The following is a 16,874-nucleotide window of genomic DNA, read 5'->3' on the forward strand; positions in this document are numbered from 1 at the left end:
CGAGGTCAGAGCGCCCTTGGAGCGGCCGTCGCCGTGAGCGAGTCCACGAACAGAGCCCCCGCGAGCAGCCCCGCGCTGCCACGGGGGCTCCACGCGCGCGCGTGGAGGTCGGCGTCGAGGGCGCGCAGGGCCTCGCGCCCCGCGTCGGTCGTCGTACCACCCGCCTCCAGGACCCCGCGGGCACCCGCCTGTACATGGCGCAGGCCCAAGGGTCCCGCCGTGTAGAGGAGTTCGGTGTCCTGGAGGGTGGACATCACGGTGAGCAGGGCGTCCAGGCGGGCCTCCGCCTCACCGGCGCCCGCCGTGCGGGAAGCGGTCAGCGCGTCCAACGCCCGCCGTACGTGCGGGAATCCGGCCCGCGCCTCACCCCGGGCGCCCGCCGCGCCGTACTTCGCCGACACCGAGGAGCCGCGGGAAGGCCGGCGCGGGGCCCGCTTGTCGCTGTGCGCGGCGATCTTCTTGGCGGTGGTGGCCACGTCCTTGGACCGCGCCCCAGGGTCGAGGGCGGCCGCGGCGACCAGCAGGCCGAGGGTCCACAGGGCCCCGCGGTGGCCGCCGCCGGCCAGGCGCACCGAGTGCTCGGTGCACCGGCCGATCGCGCCCAGTTCCGCGCGCAGCCCCGGCGTGGGTTCGCCGGTACGGCGGGCCGCGGCCGCCATCGCCGCGAGGCCGGGCGCGAGAGCCTTGGCCGACCAGCGCAGCGAACAGTGGTCCGCGCGCGTGGCGCGGGCGCCGAGGTCGCGCGGGTCGGGCAGGCCCGGCTTGGGGGCCAGGGCCAGCTGGCCGGTGAGCGCGTCCACGGCGGCCAGAGCCAGCGCCTCGTCCTCACTGCTGCTCATGGCCGTGCCTACGAGGACGCGGAGGCCGAAGGACTGGCGCTTTCGGACGGGGCGCCGCTCGGGGGCTCGCCCGTCGGGGTGCCGCTCGAGGGCTCGCCCGTCGGGGTGCCGCTCGGCGGCTCGCCCGTCGGGGCGCCGCTCGGGGGTGTGCCGCCCTCGCCGCCTCCGCCGCTGCCTGCGCCCGTGTTCTCGGCGTCCGGATCGATGGCGAGGGCCAGGGAGCCCTTGTAGCCCTTGGACGGGTCTGCCTTGTGCACGGCCTTGAGAGTGAGCAGGCCACTGGTCGCGCCGCCGCCGTCGTAGACCATGTCGTCGTCGAGGGTGGTGTAGCTGCCGGAGTGCCGGGAGTAGGGCTCCAGCGTGAAGATCTCCTCGGCGACCGTGTCGTCGAAGAACAGCTGGCCGGTGTAGTTGACCTTGCCGCCCTCGTAGGTGCCGTCCTCCTTCTCGCCGCCTGTGTGCACCTTCACGTGGATGTGGCAGGTGCGCGGGGTGTACCAGCCGGGGAAGATCGTCTCGAACCTCACGACCCCGTTGGCGTTCGCGATCTGGTAGCCGCGCAGGTAGGTGTCGTCGTTCGCGGTCGAACCGTCCTCGCTCTCCGCGGGCGCGGAGCCGCCCGGGTTGGCGGTGGTGTAGCCGGAGTAGTAGCCCCAGGCGTCGCAGTGCCAGATCTCCACGGCCGCGCCCTTGACCGGGGTGCAGCCGTCGGTGGCGTCCACGACGGTCAGCCGCAGCGTCAGCGGGACCCCGCTCTTGCCCTCGGTGATGTCCTTTCTGACCAGGGCACCGTCGAGGTAGTACGGGCCTTCGGTGACGCTCGACATGAGCGTCATGCACGCTCCGGTGGCCGTCGCCCCGTTGGTGTCCGTGGTGGTGTCCGTGGTGGTGTCCGTGACGCCGTCCGCGGTGTCGGCGAAGGCCGACCGGTAGCCGGCGACGGCGAGCCCGCCGGCCGCGACCGTCCCGCCGGTCACCACGAGGGCACGCCGTCGGGTGATGGTGGAGTTCCTGTGGGTTCCCGTCATGACCGGGAACGTACGAGTCCCGTCCGTCAGGACCCTGAGGGCAGGCTGTGCGCGACCTGAGGATGCCGGGAAAACCGGAGCCCCGGGTTCACACCGCCATCAGCGGTGCGTCCTCTCGCCATTTGAGGATCTTGTCGAAGCTCACCACGGCACCGCGACCCGGTTTGTTGCCGATCTGGACGTGGTCGGCGAGTTCGTGGATGAGACAGAGGCCGCGGCCGTTCTCCGCCTCCGTGGCCGTGGGGCGGGGCGGCCGCACGGGCGGGAAGCCCGGTCCGGAGTCGGTGACCTCGATTCGGCACTTCTCGCCGTCGAGGTAGGCGGTGACCCGGTAGGCCGCCGAGGGGTCCTGCGGTCCGCTCTCCCCGCCGTGCTCCACGGCGTTGGCACAGGCCTCGCTGAGGGCGAGGGAGAGGTCGTAGGAGACGTCCGGGTCGACGCCCGCGGTCTCCATGGTGCCGAGCAGCAGGCGCCGGGCGAGCGGAACGCTCGCAGCCTCGCGCCGCAGATGGAGTGACCACCAGATGCTCATGCTCCAGCCTCCTGGCCGCGGCTCGACATACCGTTACGTATTGCCGCGCGTGCCCCGGTGTAAGCACATCCTTGACGTGATGCCGCCCATATGGGGGATGCGCCGGCGGCAACCGGCGGTGTATGTGGGGCAGCTCGTCGCTTAAGTGACCTTCCGGGCGTACACCCCGTACGTCATCTTGTGGACCTGCCGTATGGCGTCCATAAGCCCAGTGCGATGATGAGCCCGCCATGACTGCCCCCCACGCGCGCTCCGGAGCGGATCTCCGGGTTCTGCGGGCCGCGGTGTTCGCCGCGGTCTGCGTCGTGCTGGCCGCGGCCGGTCACGCGATCGCCTCCTGCGCCACGGTTCCGCTGTGGACGCTCGGCGCGGGGTTCGTCGGGGCCGTTCTCGTCGTGGCACCTCTCGCCGGGCGCGAGCGCTCACTGGCGGGGATCGCGACCCTGCTCGCGGTCGGACAGACCGTGCTGCACGTGCTGTTCGGGCTCGGACAGCACGGCACGGCCACGATGACGATGTCGTCGACGCAGCCGGCCTCCGACACCGCCCTGGTCCAGCAGGCCGCGCGGCTGCTGTGCGGGACCACCGCCGCGGCGATCAGTCCGGCACAGGCCCAGCGGGTCCTGACCGAGGCGCGGTTGTACCCCGGGACGGCGGGAGCGGCGGGATCGACGGGGACGACGGGGACGACGGGGGCGACGGAAGCGGCGCACCATGCGACCGACGTCATGGCCGGCTCCTCCGTCTGGCCGTCCCTGCCGATGGTCCTCGCGCACGTCCTCGCCGCCGTCGCCGCCGGATGGCTGCTGCGGCGTGGTGACCTGGCGCTGCTGAGGCTCGTCGAACTGTCCGCGTGCTCGGCGCACTCGGTGGCGGAAGGGGCGCTCGTACGGTCCCTGCGCGGGGCGCTCGCACTGGTGCGGGCCCTGCGCGTGGGGCTGCCGGGGGCACCCGAGACCGGACCGCGCCCCCCGCTGGCCGTGTCACTCGCGCCGCCCCGGCCGCGTACCGCGGCACTCCAGCACACGGTGATCAGGCGCGGCCCGCCGCCCGCCGCGGCACTCGTTCTCACCGCCTGACGCGACGCGACCACCCACTCCGCTTCTCGAGTTCCCGAGCTCCTGAGTTCCCGAGCTCCTGAGCTCCTGAGCTCCTGAGGGACACGGAGGAGGGGCCGCCGTCGTGCGGCACGCGCGTGTGCGCACGCGCATCCCTCTTCACCGACATCCCTTTCGAAGCGGAGTGCTCTTCATGAAGGCTTCTCGTCTCGCCGCGACCGCCGCCGTCGCCGCCGGCGCCGTCGTCGTCCTCTCCTCGCCCGCGTTCGCGCACGTCAGCGTGGCCGCCGAGGGGACCGCCGCCAAGGGCGGCTACGCAGTCGTGGACTTCAAGGTCCCCAACGAGCGCGACAACGCCTCCACCACCAAGCTCGAGGTCAACTTCCCGACCGACCACCCGCTCGCCTCGGTCATGCCGGAGCCGATGCCCGGCTGGAAGATCGAGGTCACCAAGTCCAAGCTGGCCAAGCCCCTCGAGCTGCACGGCGAGCAGATCACCGAGGCCGTCTCCAAGGTCACCTGGACCGCCACCGGCAAGGACAGCGGCATCCAGCCCGGCTACTTCGAGAAGTTCCCGGTCTCCATCGGGGCCCTGCCCGAGGACGCCGACGAACTGGTCTTCAAGGCCATCCAGACGTACTCCAACAAGGAGGTCGTGCGCTGGATCGAGGTACAGGAGGACGGCGCGGAGGAGCCCGAGACGCCGGCTCCCGTGCTCGCCCTGTCCGCGGCCTCCGAGGACGGCCACCACGGCTCCACGGCCGCCGAGGAGGCGGACGACAAGACCGAGAACGCCGCCGCCACCACCGAGGTCGCCGGCGACAGCAGTGACACCACCGCCCGCGTCCTCGGCGTGGTCGGCATCGTCGTCGGCGCCCTGGGCGTGGCCTACGGCGTGCTCGCCGGCCGTCGGCGCAGCGACGCCTGACCCTGTTCCGCGGGAAGCGCGCCGGGGTCGAAGGGCCCCGGCGCGCACCGAAATTCTTACATCTGGGACTTTTTGATATGCGCAACAAGACGCTCGCCGCGGCCGCGCTGGTCGCCGCCGCCACCCTGACCCTCTCCGCCTGCGGCAGCGGTGACGACAGCTCCTCGCCCGTCTCCGTGGTCTCGGAGGAGGCCGGCTCGGACAAGGCGGCCACCGTCCTCGACCAGCCGTTCGAGAAGCCGGACCTGGTCCTCACCGACACCAAGGGCGAGAAGTACGACCTCCGCAAGGAGACGAAGGGCAAGCCGACGCTGATCTACTTCGGCTACACCCACTGCCCCGACATCTGCCCGCTGACCATGAACAACATCGCCGTGGCGAAGAAGCAGCTGCCCAAGTCCGAGCAGGACAAGCTCACCGTCGTGTTCGTCACCACTGACCCGGCCCGCGACACCCCCGCCGAGCTCGGCAAGTGGCTCAAGGGCATCGACACCCAGTTCGTGGGCCTCACCGGGGACTTCGCCACCATCCAGGCGAGCGCCCGCACCCTCGGCATCTCCATCGAGCCGACCCACAAGGACAAGAAGACCGGCAAGACCGTCTCGGTGCACGGCACCCAGGTCGTCGCCTTCTCCCCCAGGACCGACCAGGGGTACGTCCTGTACGGCGAGGACGCCACCGTCGACGACTACACCAAGGACCTGCCCAAGATCATCAAGGGGCAGAACCCGTGAACCGTTCCTCCGCCGGGCTCGCCGTAGTGGCGGGGGCCGTCCTGCTGCTGGCCGGCTGCTCGGACTCCGACGGCTCACCGGAAGGCCTCACCGTCTCCGGCGCCTACATCCCGCAGCCCGTCTCCGCCGACATGGCCGCCGGGTTCCTGACCATCTCCAACTCCGGCTCGTCGAAGGACGAGCTGACCTCCGTCACCAGCGACGACGGCCAGGTCACCATGCACGAGACCAACGGAGGGGCGATGGAGGAGGTCTCCCGCCTCGCCGTCCCGGCCCACGGTCAACTCGTGTTCAAAAGCGGCGCCAACCATCTGATGTTCGACAAGCTGAAGCAGGCTCCGAAACAGGGTCAGACGGTCACCGTCGAACTGCACTTCGCCAAGGCCGACCCCGTCGTCGTGAAGATGCCGGTGAAGTCGGCGACCTACGTCCCGAAGACCGGACACTGAGGGAGGGATCACCTTGACGCAGACCATCGCCCCCCGCGTCCGGACCCTGGTACTGCTGCTCCTGGCCGCGTGCGGCCTGCTGCTGACCACGGCCGGGCCGGCCTCCGCACACGCCGCGCTGACCGGCAGCGACCCCCAGCAGGGGGTGGTGGTCGACAAGGCGCCCGACCAGGTCTCACTGACCTTCTCCGAGAAGGTCGCCCTGTCGAACGACTCGCTGCGCGTCCTCGACCCCAAGGGCAAGCCCGTACAGCAGGGCAAGCCGTTCGAGGTCAGCGGCACGACCTACGCCGTGAAGCTCCACAGCGGTCTGCCCGACGGCACCTACACCGTCACCTACCAGGTCGTCTCCGCCGACAGCCATCCCGTCGCCGGCGCCTACACCTTCTCCATCGGCGCGCCCTCCGTCACCTCCGTCTCGGTCTCCGGGGACACGGCCGGCGGCGGGGTCGTCGGCTGGCTGTACGGCTTCGGGCGGTACATGTCGTACGCCGGCTTCATCGTGCTGGTCGGCGGCGCCGCCTTCGTGCTCGGCTGCTGGCAGCGCGGCGCCGGAGTGCGGCCCATGCAGCGGCTCGTCGTCGGCGGCTGGCTCACGCTCACCTCGGCCACCCTGCTGCTGCTCCTGCTGCGCGGCTCCTACACGGGCTCAGGGAAGGTCGGGGACATCTTCGACCTGGACCTGCTCGGGAACGTGCTCCAGACCAAGGCGGGCGCGGCCCTCGTCTCCCGGCTGCTGCTGCTCGCGGCGGCGGCCCTGTTCATCTCCGTGCTCTTCGGTGCGTACGACAAGCGCGAGGACGAGGAGAAGCGCGACCTCACCTTCGGGCTCGCGATCGGCGGGACCGTCGTCGCGGCCGGGCTCGCGGCGAGCTGGGCGATGGCCGAGCACGCCTCGGTCGGTCTGCAGGCGGGCATCGCGATGCCCGTCGACGTCGTCCACCTGCTGGCCGTCGCCGCCTGGCTCGGCGGGCTGACCGCACTGCTCGTCGCGCTGTACCGCTCGGACGCGCCGATCGAGTCGACCGCCGTACGACGGTTCTCCCAGGTCGCCTTCGGCAGCGTCGTCGCCCTGGTGGCGACCGGCGTCTACCAGTCCTGGCGGCAGCTCGGCTCCTGGTCCGCGTTCACCGAGACCCGGTACGGGCAGCTGCTGCTGGTCAAGATCGGGCTGGTGGCACTGCTGGTCGGCATCGCGTTCATCTCACGGCGGTGGACGGCCCAGCTGGCCGACACCGTCGTACGGCAGGGCAGGCGGGCGCCCCAGAAGGAGCGGGTGGCCGCGAGCACGTCCGGCACCGGCAAGTCGAAGAAGGCGGCCGCCGACGCCACGGACGCCGGTGGTTCCAAGGGCCCCGGCTCCAAGCGGGCCGCCCAGCTCGCCCGGCAGCAGGCCGCGATGGACACCGCGCGCCAGAAGCGGACGCGGGACGCCGATCCGAACCGGTTCGGGCTGCGCCGCTCGGTGCTCGCCGAGGCGGGGGTCGCGGTCGTCCTGCTGGCCGTCACGACCGTGCTGACGCAGACCGAGCCCGGCCGCACGGAGGAGGACGCCAAGGCGGCCAAGGCCGCCTCCTCGTCTTCCTCCTCCTCGTCCTCGACGGCCGGGTCCGGGGCGGTGACCCTGGACATGTCCTTCGACACCGGCGGCACGGACGGCAAGGGTGTCGTCACGGTCGACGTCGACCCCGCCCGCGTGGGCGGCAACGAGATGCACGTCTACGTCCAGCGGCCCAACGGCCGTGCCTTCGACATCCCCGAGGTGAAGGTCGCCCTCACCCTGGAGGCCAAGAAGATCGGGCCGCTGGCCATCACCCCCGACCGCATCTCCACCGGCCACTGGTCGGCGAGCAATGTGCAGATCCCCATGGCGGGCGACTGGAAGGTCGCCGTGACCGTGCGGACCTCCGACATCGACCAGACGACCGTCTCCAAGAACGCGCAGATCGGCTGAACCGCACCATGGCTGAACAGTCCCTCCCCGCCGTCGACGAAGGCACCTCCGCTCAAGCGGGTCCCGCTTCGCGCGAGGGCATCTCCCGCCGTGCCCTGCTCGGCACCGCCGGCGCCACCGGGCTCGTCCTCGGTGCGGGCGGCGGGGCCGTGGGGTACGCCGCCGCGCCCGCCGCGGCCACTGCGCTGACCTCGGTGGGCAGCACCGAGGTGATGTTCCACGTGAAACATCAGCCCGGCATCACGGAGGGCCTCCAGGCACGCGGTCACCTCGTCGCCTTCGACCTCGCGCCGGGCGCGGGCCGCAAGGAGGCCGCCGCGCTGCTACGTCGCTGGTCGGAGACGGCGAAGCGGGTGATGGCGGGGGAGCCTGTGGGCTCCGCCGACACGGATGTCGCCCGGGACGCGGGACCGTCCTCCCTGACGGTGACCTTCGGCTTCGGGCACAGCTTCTTCGCCCGCACCGGGCTGGAGAAGCAGCGCCCGGTCGCCCTCGACCCGCTGCCCGACTTCTCCTCCGACCAGCTCGACAAGGCCCGCAGCAACGGCGACCTGTGGGTGCAGATCGGCGCGAACGACGCCTTGGTCGCCTTCCACGCCCTGCGCGCGATCCAGAAGGACGCAGGCAGCGCGGCGAAGGTCCGCTGGCAGATGAACGGCTTCAACCGCACGCCGGGGGCCACGGCCCACCCCATGACGGCCCGCAACCTTATGGGCCAGCTGGACGGCACCCGCAATCCGAAGCCGAGCGAGCCCGACTTCGACCAGCGCATCTTCGTCCCGGAGTCCGGCACGCCCGCGTGGATGGCGAACGGTTCCTATGCGGTCGTACGCCGGATCCGGATGCTGCTGGACGACTGGGAGAAGTTGACGCTCGGGTCCCAGGAGGCTGTGATCGGGCGCCGGAAGGCCAACGGGGCCGCGCTGTCCGGGGGCACCGAGACGACCGCGATGGACCTGGAGAAGACGGACGCGAAGGGGGACCTGGCCGTCCCGATCAACGCGCACGCCCGGATCACCCGGCCCGACCAGAACGGGGGCGCGGCCATCCTGCGCCGCCCCTTCTCGTACCACGACGGCATCGACGCGGACGGGACGCCGGACGCGGGGCTCCTGTTCGTCTGCTGGCAGGCCGACCCGCTGCGCGGCTTCGTCCCCATCCAGCGCAAGCTCGACCGCGGCGACGCGCTGTCCCAGTACATCCGGCACGAGTCGAGCGGTCTGTTCGCGGTGCCGGGCGGGGCGGCGGAGGGGGAGTACGTGGGGCAGGGCCTGCTGGAGGGGTGAGGTCGCGCGGGTTCACCCGGTCGTGAGACGGGCGGGCTGCGCTCCACAAGGGCCATTAGGGTGAGGTCATGCCAGCGAGCTACGCGTATCTCGGCCCTGAGGGCACCTTCACCGAAGTCGCGCTGCGGACGCTTCCCGAGACGGCGACCCGTGAGCTGATCCCGTACGTGTCGGTGCAGTCCGCGCTGGACGCGGTACGCGCGGGTGAGGCCGAGGCCGCGTTCGTGCCGATCGAGAACTCCGTCGAGGGCGGCATCACCACCACCCTCGACGAACTGGTCGCGGGCGCCCCGCTGATGATCTACCGCGAGGTGCTGCTGTCGATCACCTTCGCGCTGCTGGTCAGGCCGGGCACCGAGCTGACGGACATCAAGACGGTCTCCGCGCACCCGGCCGCCCAGCCGCAGGTGCGCAACTGGCTCAAGAAGAACCTCCCGGACGTCCACTGGGAGTCGGCCGCCTCGAACGCGGACGCGGCCCGGCTGGTCCAGGAGGGCCAGTACGACGCGGCCTTCGCCGGCGAGTTCGCGGCAGCCCGGTACGGCCTCGAGGCACTGGAGACCGGGATCCACGACGCCGAGAACGCTCAGACGCGGTTCGTGCTGGTCGGCCGCCCCGCCCGGCCTGCCGCACCGACCGGCGCCGACAAGACCTCCGTCGTGCTGTGGCAGCGCGACGACCATCCGGGCGGGCTGCGCGACCTGCTGGGCGAGTTCGCCACCCGGGGCATCAACCTGATGCTGCTCCAGTCCCGGCCCACGGGCACGGGCATCGGCAACTACTGCTTCTGCATCGACGCCGAGGGTCACATCACCGACCGAAGGGTGGCGGAGGCCCTGATGGGGCTGAAGCGGATCTGCCGCGAGGTGCGTTTCCTCGGTTCGTACCCTCGTGCGGACAAGGGGCCCGCGGAGCTGGGAGCCCCGCTGGCGGGCACCTCGGACGAGGAGTTCATGGCGGCCTCGGACTGGGTGGCCCGGTGCCAGGACGGGCGATTCTGACCTGTCTTACCTGCAGATTTTAGTTATCCACAGGAGTTGTCCACAGGTGCGCGTCTCGACCTGGGGACAAGTCGACACCGGAGGGCGACCCTGTCGACAAATCGGCCTACAGACCCCTCCGGTGTCCACACGCGCGCAGGTCACCCTTCGTCCATTCTTTTCCCTTGCGTAACCCTTTGGAGTGACCACTTTCCACTCGAAAGTAGGGGTAAATATGGGTTTGCACCGGGAATCCATGGCGTGATCCCCAGGTTTCGGAGTGATCAATTCCGAAATCCACAGATCCCCCGCACACCCTGTGGATAACTTTTCGAGGCATGTGGATTCCTGTGGACAACGGCACACCAAGTCCCGCTCTCCACAAGGGAGTCGAGTCAACCCGACTCCCCGCGCCTGCTTCGTTCCGGGGGGCCGGGGTGCTTTTCATTGACACCCTCCGCAATTCCCCCATAACGGAACGTAAGCCACGATTCGGCACGTCCGGCAATAGTGAGTCGTGGGCCGTATCCCCGCACCGGTAGCCTTGACCGCGTGATTGACCTTCGCCTGCTCCGTGAGGACCCCGACCGAGTGCGCGCGTCCCAGCGCGCCCGTGGAGAGGACGTCGCCCTCGTCGACGCCCTCCTGTCTGCCGACGAGCGGCGCAGGTCGTCCGGCGTCCGCTTCGACGAGCTGCGTTCCGAGCAGAAGTCGCTCGGCAAGCTCATCCCCAAGGCCACTCCGGACGAGCGTGCCGAGCTGCTCCAGAAGGCGGAGCAGCTCAAGGCCGACGTCAAGGCCGCCGAGGCCGCGCAGAACGACGCCGACGAGGAGACCAAGCGCCTCGCCTCGCAGCTCGGCAACCTCGTCCACCCCGACGTCCCCGTCGGCGGCGAGGAGGACTTCGTCGTCCTGGAGACGCACGGCACCATCCGTGACTTCGGTGCTGAGGGCTTCGAGCCCAAGGACCACCTGGAGCTCGGCGAGGCGCTGGGCGCCATCGACGTGGAGCGGGGCGCCAAGGTGTCCGGCTCGCGCTTCTACTACCTGACGGGCGTCGGCGCGCTCCTGGAGCTCGCACTCGTCAACGCGGCGATCGCGCAGGCCACCGAGGCCGGCTTCACCCCGATGCTCACCCCCGCGCTGGTCCGCCCGCGCGCCATGGAGGGCACCGGCTTCCTCGGCCAGGCCGCGGAGAACGTCTACCACCTGGAGAAGGACGACTACTACCTGGTCGGCACCTCCGAGGTCCCGCTCGCCGCGTACCACATGGACGAGATCCTCGACGCCGACCAGCTGCCGCTGCGCTACGCCGGCTTCTCGCCGTGCTTCCGCCGCGAGGCCGGCACCTACGGCAAGGACACCCGGGGCATCTTCCGCGTGCACCAGTTCGACAAGGTCGAGATGTTCTCGTACGTCGCCCCCGAGGACGCGGAGAACGAGCACAAGCGGCTCCTGGAGTGGGAGAAGCAGTGGCTGACCGGCCTCGAGCTGCCCTTCCAGGTCATCGACGTGGCCTCGGGCGACCTCGGCGCCTCCGCGTCCCGCAAGTACGACTGCGAGGCGTGGATCCCGACCCAGGGCAAGTACCGCGAGCTGACCTCGGCCTCCAACTGCAACAGCTTCCAGGCCCGCCGCCTGGCCATCCGTATGCGCGACGGCAAGAAGGTCCAGCCGCTGGCCACGCTCAACGGCACGCTGTGCGCCGTACCGCGCACCATCGTGGCGATCCTGGAGAACCACCAGCTGGCCGACGGCTCGGTGCGGGTGCCCGAGGTGCTGCGGCCGTACCTCGGCGGCCGGGAGCTGCTGGAGCCGGTCGCCAAGTGAGCAGCGGTTTTCCGTACCGGCTGATCGCGACCGACCTCGACGGAACGCTCCTGCGCTCCGACGAGTCGGTCTCGCGGCGCACCCGTGACGCGCTCGCCGCGGCCACCGCGGCGGGTGCCGCCCACATCGTGGTGACGGGCCGCGGGGTCCCCTGGACCCGGCACATCCTCGACGACCTCGGGTACGACGGTCTCGCGGTCTGCGGGCAGGGTTCGCAGGTCTACGACGCCGGCGAGCACCGACTGCTGACCTCGGTGACCCTGGACCGGCAGCTGGCCGCGGTGGCCCTCGCGAAGATCGAGGCGGAGGTCGGCCCGCTGTTCCTGGCGGCGAGCCGCAGCGGCCTCGACGGAGACGTGCTGGTCGGGCCGGGGTACGCGGTGACGGGTGCGCTGCCGTCGACGCCGTTCACGGACGTGTCGGACCTGTGGGCGGCCCCGCTGAGCAAGATCTACATTCAGCATCCGGAGCTGTCGGACGACGCGCTCGCGGCGGCCTCCCGGCAGGCGGCGGGTGGTTTCGTGACCGTCGCCATGTCCGGTGAGGGCATCGTCGAGCTGCTCCCGCTGGGTCTGTCGAAGGCGACGGGACTGTCCCTGGCGGCGCGGCGCCTCGGTCTGAAGGCCGCGGACACGATCGCCTTCGGCGACATGCCGAACGACATCCCGATGTTCGGCTGGGCCTCGTACGGCGTGGCCATGGCCAACGCGCACGAGGAGCTGAAGGCCGCGGCGGACGAGGTGACGGCCTCCCACGAGGAGGACGGCATCGCGGTGGTGCTGGAGCGGTTGCTGGGCTGACACGACCGGCTCGCGGTCGTTGCCCCGGCGGTCTCAGCGGTCTCAGCGGTCTCAGCGGTCTGCGGAGGATGCACGGATCGAACGTGCGCGGGCTTTGCAACCCGACCATGGCTTAGCAAGCCAGTGCCTTACCACTCGGCCAATCCTCCGGGTGGGCGGCCTCACGCGAGAGCGACATCGCGTGCTCGAAGCGGCCGCCCCGGGCAGTGCCTGCGGGTGGACTCGACGGTGGCGTAACTACACCGGAGTCCTCCGCGGGCCGCCCCGACGGGAGCTGGACGTACTGTCGTGCATGGACATCGCCCGGCTCCTCTCCCAGAACGTGGCGCCGGAGTCGCTGTCCGGCGGTGTGGACACAACCATGGTGCCTGTACGCCGAGTTGGGCGCCACCGAATTAAACGGCCGGGTGTTCGAACTATCGGCGTCCCCACCGCTTGCGGCGCTTGCTGAAGAACCACCCCGCGGGCGGCTCGTCGGAGCGCCAGGGCTGTGGCTCGGGCGACTCCTGGCGCCAGCGCGCGGCGAGCATACGGGCCCGGGCAGACGGCTCGGAGGTCTCGGCGGAGCGTATGAAGTCCTCGTCCAGCACGAGGTCGTCCCAGTCGTCTGCCATGCCCGTTCCCTTCAACTCGCAGTCGTACGTCCGCCTTTGTCCAGTGTGCCCGGACAGAGGTGAAGCCCCTGTCAATAAATCCGGTGTCAGGGGCGGTGCCTGATAGGGCGGTGCCTGATAGGGCGGTGCCTGTTACTCCTCGCCCGCCAGCGTCAGCGAGCGCAGCTTCTGTCCCGCGTACCAGGTGGCGAGGACGGTCACCACGACCAGCAGCACCGTGGCCGTCGGCAGTCCGACGTCCGAGGTGACGAGGTCGCCGCCGGCGACCTTGTGGGCGACGGCCAGCGACCACTGCTGGACGCTCAGGGTCCGCGCCCCGGCGACCAGGGAGCCGAACAGGGCCTCCCAGACCAGCGCGTAGACGAGACCGAAGACCACCGCGTGCCGGGACACCGTGCCGAGCAGCAGGAAGAGTGCCGCGTAGGCGATCGAGGAGACCAGTGCGGCCACCGTGTAGGCGACGGCGATCTGCTGGCCGTTGCCGTTGAGGATGAAGCCCGCGATCAGCGTCGGCAGGGCGGAGAAGACCATCGTCACGGAGATCGCCACGATCAGCTTGGTGAAGATGATCGTCGGCCGCTTGAGCGGCTTGGACAGCAGGTACACCACCGAGCCGTCGTCGATCTCGGGGCCGATCGCGCCGGTGCCCGCGATGACGCCGATGATCGGCACCATGGTGGCGAGCGCGAGCCCGCCCAGCAGGTCGGAGGCGGTCTGGTCGTCGGCGCCGACCAGTGCGCGCACGATCACGGAGATCACGATCAGCAGGATGGGCAGGGCGCCCAGGATGAGGGCCCTGCGGCGGCCGAGCAGGGCCCGGTAGGTGAGTCGGGCGACTGTGGGGTCGTACATGTTCGGCCTCCTACGCCGCGACGAGATACGAGAAGACGGACTCGAGGGACTCGTCGGAGGGCGAGACCGTGAGCAGCCGGATGCCGTGGTCGCGGGCGACCTTGGGCAACAGCGCGGTGAAGCGGCCGAAGTCGACGGCCTGGATGCGCAACGCGCCCTCCGACAGGTCGACTTCGATGCCGGACGTCGACGGGTCGGCGATCAGCGCGGCCGCGAGGGCGCGGTCGTCGCTGGAGCGCACCAGATAGCGGTGCGGGCGGTCCGTCATCAGGCGGCGGATCCTGCGGAAGTCGCCGCTGGCCGCGTGCCGGCCCGCGACGACGACCTCGATGTGCCAGGCGAGCTGCTCGACCTCCTCGAGGATGTGCGAGGAGAACAGCACGGTGCGGCCCTCGTCGCCCATGCGCCGCAGCAGGTCCATGAGCTGCATGCGCTGGCGCGGGTCCATGCCGTTGAACGGCTCGTCGAGCAGGAGCAGCGAGGGGTCGTGGACCAGGGCGGACGCCATCTTCACGCGCTGGCGCATGCCCTTGGAGTACGTGGAGATCTTGCGGTCCTGCGCGTACTCCATCTCGACCGTGGCCAGCGCCTTCTGGGCCGCCTTGGCGCCGAGGCCGTGCAACTCGGCGTTGGCGACGACGAATTCGCGCCCGGTGAGGAAGTCGTACATCGCCTCGCGCTCGGGGACGATGCCGATGTGCTTGTAGATCGCCTCGTTGCGCCACACCTGCTGTCCGTCGAGGGTGACGGTGCCGGTGGACGGGGCGAGGAAGCCGCCCATCATGTTGATGAGGGTGGACTTTCCGGCGCCGTTGGGGCCGAGCAGGCCGGTGACGCCGGGGCCGATCGTCATGGTGATGTCGTTGACGGCGACCACGTTGCCGAACCAGCGGGAGACATGGTCGATCTGGAGCGTGGTCACAGTCCCACCTTCTTGTAGCGGCGCAGCAGGAGGCCGTAGCAGGCGGCGATCAGGCCGAGGACGGCCAGGACGTAGACCACGCCCTCGCCGTTGGACGGGCCGACCGCCCCCGGGAACGCGGAGCTCGCGCCGAGGAACGCCGACTGCAGTCCGTCGATGAGGGTGACCGGCGAGAACAGGCCCATCCACGGGATGGCACTGGAGCTGCCCTGGGCGTCGGCGATCGCCTGGAGCGTGGAGACGGCGCCGTAGGAGATGGTCATGACGGCGATCACGGCCGCGATGCCGAAGCCGCGGCGCGGGGTGACCGACGCGACGACCAGGCCGATGCCGGCGAAGAGCAGCGAGAGCAGCGCCACGGAGACGAGTCCCTGTGCGAATCCCTTGGTCTGGTCGGTGAAGTCCAGCTTGGCCAGCAGCGCGCCCACGTAGAGCACGATCAGCGGGGCGGCGGTGAGGACGAACATCGCGGAGGCCAGCGCCGCGTACTTCGCGCGCACGTAGTCCGCGGTCTCGATGGGCCGCGAGAAGTACAGCGGGACGGTCTTGAAGCGCAGGTCGCGGGAGACGGACTGCGGTGCCTGCGAGGCGACATACAGGCTGATGACGGCCTGCATGATGATCGCGTAGCGGGTGTAGTCGACCGGCAGGTCGTTCGCCTTGGTGGCGACCGCGACGGCCACCATGATGGCCGCGGGCACGCACATCACGACGAACAGCAGCATCGGCAGCACCTTGGACTTGACCGAGCGGCCGAGGCCGTAGGCGCCGCGCAGGGACTGCGAGTACAGCGAGCGGGTGGCGTAGGAACGGCCGAGACGAGGGCCGTCGTAGGTGCGGTAGCCGATGTTGTGGATGCGGGTCTGGTCGCCCGAGGGGGCGGCGACCGGGTGCTCAACTGCCATGGCCGACGGCCTCCTTCCGCTGCTGTGCCGCGCTCGTGCCTTCGCTGGTGCCTTCACCGGTGCCTTCGCTGGTGAAGACCTCCGAGATGTGGTGCCTGCGCTGTTCCATGCGCACCAGGCCGAGGCCCAGGTCGGCGACGACGTCACGGACGACGTCGTAGGTCTGCTCGCCCTGTGCGGTCAGCAGCAGGATGTGGCCGGCGCCCGGCAGACCGCTCGGGGAGTCGAGGATCTCCACCCCGCGCGCGTGCAGCGCCTCGCGCACCGCGCGGGTACCGTCCGGGTGCTCGTCGGTGTCGGTGACCTCGACCGCGAGGGTCGTGGTGTTCTGGGTGAAGTCGGTGGTGGAGCTGGAACGCAGGAGCTTGCCGCCGTCGATGACGACGACGTGGTCGCAGGTGCGCTCCAGCTCGCCCAGCAGGTGCGAGGTGACCAGGACCGAGATGCCGAAGTCGGTGTAGATACGGCGGATCAGGCCCAGCATGTCGTCGCGGCCGACCGGGTCGAGGCCGTTGGTCGGCTCGTCGAGGAAGACCAACTGCGGGTCGTGCACCAGGGCCTGCGCGAGCTTCACGCGCTGCTTCATGCCGGTGGAGTAGCCGCCGATGGGGCGGTAGCGCTCCTCGTACAGGCCGACATGGCGCAGGGTGTCCGCGGTGCGCTCCCGCGCGGCGGTGGGCGGCAGGCCGGACATGCGGGCCATGTGCACGACGAACTCGGTGGCCGAGACGTCGGGCGGCAGGCAGTCGTGCTCCGGCATGTAGCCGACCCGCTCGCGGATGGCGGCACCCTCGGTCGCGACGTCGAGCCCGAGCACTTCGGCACGGCCCTCGGTGGCGGGGGACAGACCCAGCAGGATCTTGATCATGGTGGACTTGCCGGCTCCGTTGGCTCCGACGAGTCCGGTAACACCGGGTCCGACGTCCAAGGAGAGCCGGTCAAGCGCGGTCACCCGGGGGAACCGCTTGCTCAGGCTTTCGGTCGCGATCACAGTCACGACATCGACAGTAGTGACGTGGGCCACCCCGGTCGTCACTCCGTAGAGCTGTCTCGGCATCAGACTCCAGATGTACGGGCACCTAGGGGTCACCCTGAGGTCTCATACCGCCTATTGACGCAGCCTCTCACAACTGTCACATTCGGCAGTGTCAAGTTACGGACAC

At 70.4% G+C, this 16,874-nt stretch carries 17 protein-coding genes and 1 tRNA gene; 9 read left to right on the forward strand and 9 right to left on the reverse strand.

Translation table 11 applies throughout. From position 1 onward, the window contains the following. Positions 1 to 5 precede the first annotated feature (5 nt). The 3 genes from IOD14_RS43510 to IOD14_RS43520 form a co-directional block, all read right to left on the reverse strand. Complete coding sequence (locus IOD14_RS43510; protein WP_123990310.1) at positions 6 to 839, reverse strand: triphosphoribosyl-dephospho-CoA synthase; 834 nt, start codon at positions 837 to 839, stop codon at positions 6 to 8. An 8-nt stretch (positions 840 to 847) separates the two neighbouring features. Continuing rightward, positions 848 to 1,867, reverse strand: coding sequence for an intradiol ring-cleavage dioxygenase (locus tag IOD14_RS43515; protein ID WP_212673130.1), 1,020 nt, complete (start codon positions 1,865 to 1,867; stop codon positions 848 to 850). Positions 1,868 to 1,955: 88 nt separating this feature from the next. Further along, positions 1,956 to 2,399 (reverse strand): ATP-binding protein, encoded by a 444-nt coding sequence (locus tag IOD14_RS43520; protein ID WP_212673131.1) that lies wholly within the window; start codon positions 2,397 to 2,399, stop codon positions 1,956 to 1,958. 230 nt (positions 2,400 to 2,629) lie between these two features. Between IOD14_RS43520 and IOD14_RS43525 the strand changes: the two genes are divergently transcribed. The 9 genes from IOD14_RS43525 to IOD14_RS43565 all read left to right on the forward strand — a co-directional run bounded on the left by IOD14_RS43525 (position 2,630) and on the right by IOD14_RS43565 (position 12,418). Next, the gene (locus tag IOD14_RS43525; protein WP_212673132.1) at positions 2,630 to 3,478 is read left to right on the forward strand and encodes a hypothetical protein; all 849 of its coding nucleotides are present in this window, start codon (positions 2,630 to 2,632) and stop codon (positions 3,476 to 3,478) included. Positions 3,479 to 3,650: 172 nt separating this feature from the next. Further along, positions 3,651 to 4,385, forward strand: a complete 735-nt coding sequence (locus IOD14_RS43530; protein ID WP_123990314.1) for a YcnI family protein — start codon at positions 3,651 to 3,653, stop codon at positions 4,383 to 4,385. A gap of 77 nt (positions 4,386 to 4,462) precedes the next feature. After that, positions 4,463 to 5,119 (forward strand): SCO family protein, encoded by a 657-nt coding sequence (locus IOD14_RS43535; RefSeq protein WP_123990315.1) that lies wholly within the window; start codon positions 4,463 to 4,465, stop codon positions 5,117 to 5,119. Next, positions 5,116 to 5,568, forward strand: coding sequence for a copper chaperone PCu(A)C (locus IOD14_RS43540; RefSeq protein ID WP_212673133.1), 453 nt, complete (start codon positions 5,116 to 5,118; stop codon positions 5,566 to 5,568). The genes IOD14_RS43535 and IOD14_RS43540 overlap by 4 nt, the downstream gene beginning before the upstream one ends. A gap of 13 nt (positions 5,569 to 5,581) precedes the next feature. Next, entirely contained in the window at positions 5,582 to 7,522 is a 1,941-nt protein-coding gene (locus tag IOD14_RS43545) for a copper resistance protein CopC (RefSeq protein WP_212673134.1), read from the forward strand. Positions 7,523 to 7,530: 8 nt separating this feature from the next. Continuing rightward, on the forward strand, positions 7,531 to 8,808 hold the full coding sequence (gene efeB, locus IOD14_RS43550) for an iron uptake transporter deferrochelatase/peroxidase subunit (RefSeq protein ID WP_212673135.1): 1,278 nt from the start codon (positions 7,531 to 7,533) through the stop codon (positions 8,806 to 8,808). A 68-nt stretch (positions 8,809 to 8,876) separates the two neighbouring features. Further along, complete coding sequence (gene pheA / locus IOD14_RS43555) at positions 8,877 to 9,809, forward strand: prephenate dehydratase (RefSeq protein ID WP_123990319.1); 933 nt, start codon at positions 8,877 to 8,879, stop codon at positions 9,807 to 9,809. Between the two features lie 531 nt (positions 9,810 to 10,340). Then, positions 10,341 to 11,618 (forward strand): serine--tRNA ligase, encoded by a 1,278-nt coding sequence (gene serS, locus IOD14_RS43560; protein ID WP_123990320.1) that lies wholly within the window; start codon positions 10,341 to 10,343, stop codon positions 11,616 to 11,618. Then, on the forward strand, positions 11,615 to 12,418 hold the full coding sequence (locus IOD14_RS43565; RefSeq protein WP_123990321.1) for an HAD family hydrolase: 804 nt from the start codon (positions 11,615 to 11,617) through the stop codon (positions 12,416 to 12,418). The genes serS and IOD14_RS43565 overlap by 4 nt, the downstream gene beginning before the upstream one ends. Before the next feature lie 62 nt (positions 12,419 to 12,480). On the opposite strand, the gene IOD14_RS43570 is transcribed toward IOD14_RS43565, so the two are convergent. The 6 genes from IOD14_RS43570 to IOD14_RS43595 all read right to left on the reverse strand — a co-directional run bounded on the left by IOD14_RS43570 (position 12,481) and on the right by IOD14_RS43595 (position 16,702). After that, positions 12,481 to 12,567: transfer RNA gene (locus IOD14_RS43570), tRNA-Ser, on the reverse strand. 267 nt (positions 12,568 to 12,834) lie between these two features. Continuing rightward, entirely contained in the window at positions 12,835 to 13,032 is a 198-nt protein-coding gene (locus tag IOD14_RS43575; RefSeq protein WP_123990322.1) for a hypothetical protein, read from the reverse strand. Positions 13,033 to 13,164: 132 nt separating this feature from the next. Then, the gene (locus IOD14_RS43580; RefSeq protein WP_212673136.1) at positions 13,165 to 13,884 is read right to left on the reverse strand and encodes an ABC transporter permease; all 720 of its coding nucleotides are present in this window, start codon (positions 13,882 to 13,884) and stop codon (positions 13,165 to 13,167) included. Positions 13,885 to 13,894: 10 nt separating this feature from the next. Beyond that, positions 13,895 to 14,806, reverse strand: a complete 912-nt coding sequence (locus tag IOD14_RS43585; RefSeq protein WP_123990324.1) for an ABC transporter ATP-binding protein — start codon at positions 14,804 to 14,806, stop codon at positions 13,895 to 13,897. Next, positions 14,803 to 15,711, reverse strand: coding sequence for an ABC transporter permease (locus IOD14_RS43590; RefSeq protein ID WP_212673137.1), 909 nt, complete (start codon positions 15,709 to 15,711; stop codon positions 14,803 to 14,805). Before IOD14_RS43590 ends, IOD14_RS43585 begins: the two co-directional genes overlap by 4 nt. Beyond that, positions 15,701 to 16,702, reverse strand: coding sequence for an ABC transporter ATP-binding protein (locus IOD14_RS43595; RefSeq protein WP_212673527.1), 1,002 nt, complete (start codon positions 16,700 to 16,702; stop codon positions 15,701 to 15,703). Before IOD14_RS43595 ends, IOD14_RS43590 begins: the two co-directional genes overlap by 11 nt. Positions 16,703 to 16,874: the final 172 nt, after the last annotated feature.

The organism is Streptomyces sp. A2-16 (assembly GCF_018128905.1).
GTDB lineage: Bacteria > Actinomycetota > Actinomycetes > Streptomycetales > Streptomycetaceae > Streptomyces.